This window comes from Pseudomonas sp. TMW22089, from assembly GCF_022496645.1.
GTDB lineage: Bacteria > Pseudomonadota > Gammaproteobacteria > Pseudomonadales > Pseudomonadaceae > Aquipseudomonas > Aquipseudomonas paraversuta.
Genome location: NZ_SCFG01000048.1, coordinates 1 through 1,954, shown reverse-complemented (window position 1 = coordinate 1,954; position 1,954 = coordinate 1). Strand labels below are relative to the sequence as shown.

Below are 1,954 nucleotides of genomic sequence, written 5' to 3'. Positions count from 1 at the left end.
GTCTGCTTACGTTTGCCTGCGTACTCGGCATCAGCGAAAGACATTTGCTTCATCGGGGCTCAACCGTTCAGTTCGTGGGACAGGCGTATTTCACCAGATTTGGAAGTCCTTTTCAGAGTTTCCTTAAAGCAAAATTAATCGCAGAAAGAAATAAACCCGGACGTCGTGAAACACATATGTATCTTGGTAAAAACGTAAGTTTAAATGACGAACCTATCAAGACGAAAAAACATGATGATACAAAAGCACCGAATGACTCAAATGCGGAAAAACTATTTGCTAATGCGGACATGGACCAAAACATAAAAGATGCTTTAACGAAACTCAAAGCAGATAAGCCATAAGCCTGAAAAACCTTTAAGTACTCGATAAAATAAAAAAGAGCCGTTAGGCCCTTCTTTTTCTTTAAAAAAAGTTATAATTAAATCACCACAACCAATTATAACAATGTCTCCACAATCAAATTATAACATTTGCATTTCGCAAAACAACACTAGCACACAATTTTTTTCAGATATTTTAGAACCTCTGAATTATCACTATTTAGACGGAACTGAAAAAAACCCTAAATATTCTAAGTTTCATATCTTTCAAAAAGACCCAAGCCTGGCAAAAGGTTTTCGTCAGTGGTCATATCCCGTCTCAGACGCAAGGGCCGTGTTAGAAGCACATAAAGGATTGATTGATTGCTATGTATCTACGAATGAATCAACTTTTAAACGACGTGAAGCAGACGTAAACGCTTTAACAATGCTGACTTGCGACTTAGATACATACAAATCAGAAAAATATCACAGCACATCACATGAGCGTCTAATCACAGATGTTAAGGCTGTGTGTGTTTCTTTCTGTCTGCCTTACCCGAGTATTGTCTACTCAGGTAATGGTTATTATTTAAAATGGTTTTTTATCAGCAAGGTTAAAGTCAATCCAAACAGTTATGTGTCGAAAATTGATAAAAAGAAACGCGAATTTCAGATTGTAACGCCAATCGATGTTTGGAAGGCTGCTCAAATAGCAATAAATAGAATTTTTACTGATTTCGGGTCTGACACTAATGCTCTCGATGCTTCAAGGGTTTTGAGAATGTGCGGAACTATAAACAGCAAAACCGGGAAAATGGCTGAGTTGTTAGAGTTCAACGAAAAAGTCTCCTATGAAGAAATGCTCGAAATTTTAAAGCCTCATACCACCAGCGATGACATTAATAGCCTCTCTCCTTTGCCAAAAATAAAGTCCGAAAAAGAAAAAAAGAAACCGGCTTTGGAGGTTGTAAAATTTGAGTCAGTTGAAAAAAGCCTAAAGAATACCCCTCATAAAAACTTCATCCCCAAAAACAGACTTTCATTAGCAATTGAACGTTATAAGGATTTGTTGAAACTTATTAAGTTGCGTGGTGGGGTTGTTCAAGAAGGGCAGAGAATGAATTTCTTGCTTTGGATTTTGAATTTCAAATGTATTGCCGGGGCTGTACATATTGGTAATTTTGATGAAGAAGCATTAAAAATGGGCAATAAAATATTTAATGGTGATGATTTTGGCCTTGATGATTTATCTACATTAAGAAATAAACTAGAAGAGTACAATCTAAGAAGAGCCAAGAATCCGCAAGATTTCAATAAATTCGAGACGATACCTTTATATACCCCTACTAGCCAAACGCTCATAACCAAACTAAATATTACAAAAGACGAGCAAGCGCACTTGAAAACTATCATCGACAAAGAGGAGGTTAAAGAGAGAGCAAAGAATAGAAAATACAATGAGCGTCGAGCGAAAGGTATGAAAGAACAAAATGGAGACAAAGAGAAGATGCCTTGGAAAGGCTTAGGGAAACTCTGAAAAGGACTTCCAAATCTGGTGAAATACGCCTGTCCCACGAACTGAACGGTTGAGCCCCGATGAAGCAAATGTCTTTCGCTGATGCCGAGTACGCAGGCAAACGTAAGCAGAC

General features: G+C 37.5%; 2 protein-coding genes. Both read left to right on the top strand.

All coding sequences use genetic code 11. The features are described from left to right. Positions 1 to 344, top strand: a 344-nt coding sequence (locus EQV90_RS21635) for a hypothetical protein (RefSeq protein ID WP_240878676.1), incomplete at its 5' end; no start/stop codon positions are given. A 103-nt stretch (positions 345 to 447) separates the two neighbouring features. Next, positions 448 to 1,842 (top strand): hypothetical protein, encoded by a 1,395-nt coding sequence (locus tag EQV90_RS21630; RefSeq protein ID WP_240878675.1) that lies wholly within the window; start codon positions 448 to 450, stop codon positions 1,840 to 1,842. The last annotated feature ends 112 nt before the right edge of the window (positions 1,843 to 1,954 follow it).

Coding starts and splice junctions, on each gene's coding strand:
- EQV90_RS21630 (WP_240878675.1), top strand. CDS start 448: ATGTCTCCACAATCAAATTATAACATTTGCATTTCGCAAAACAACACT.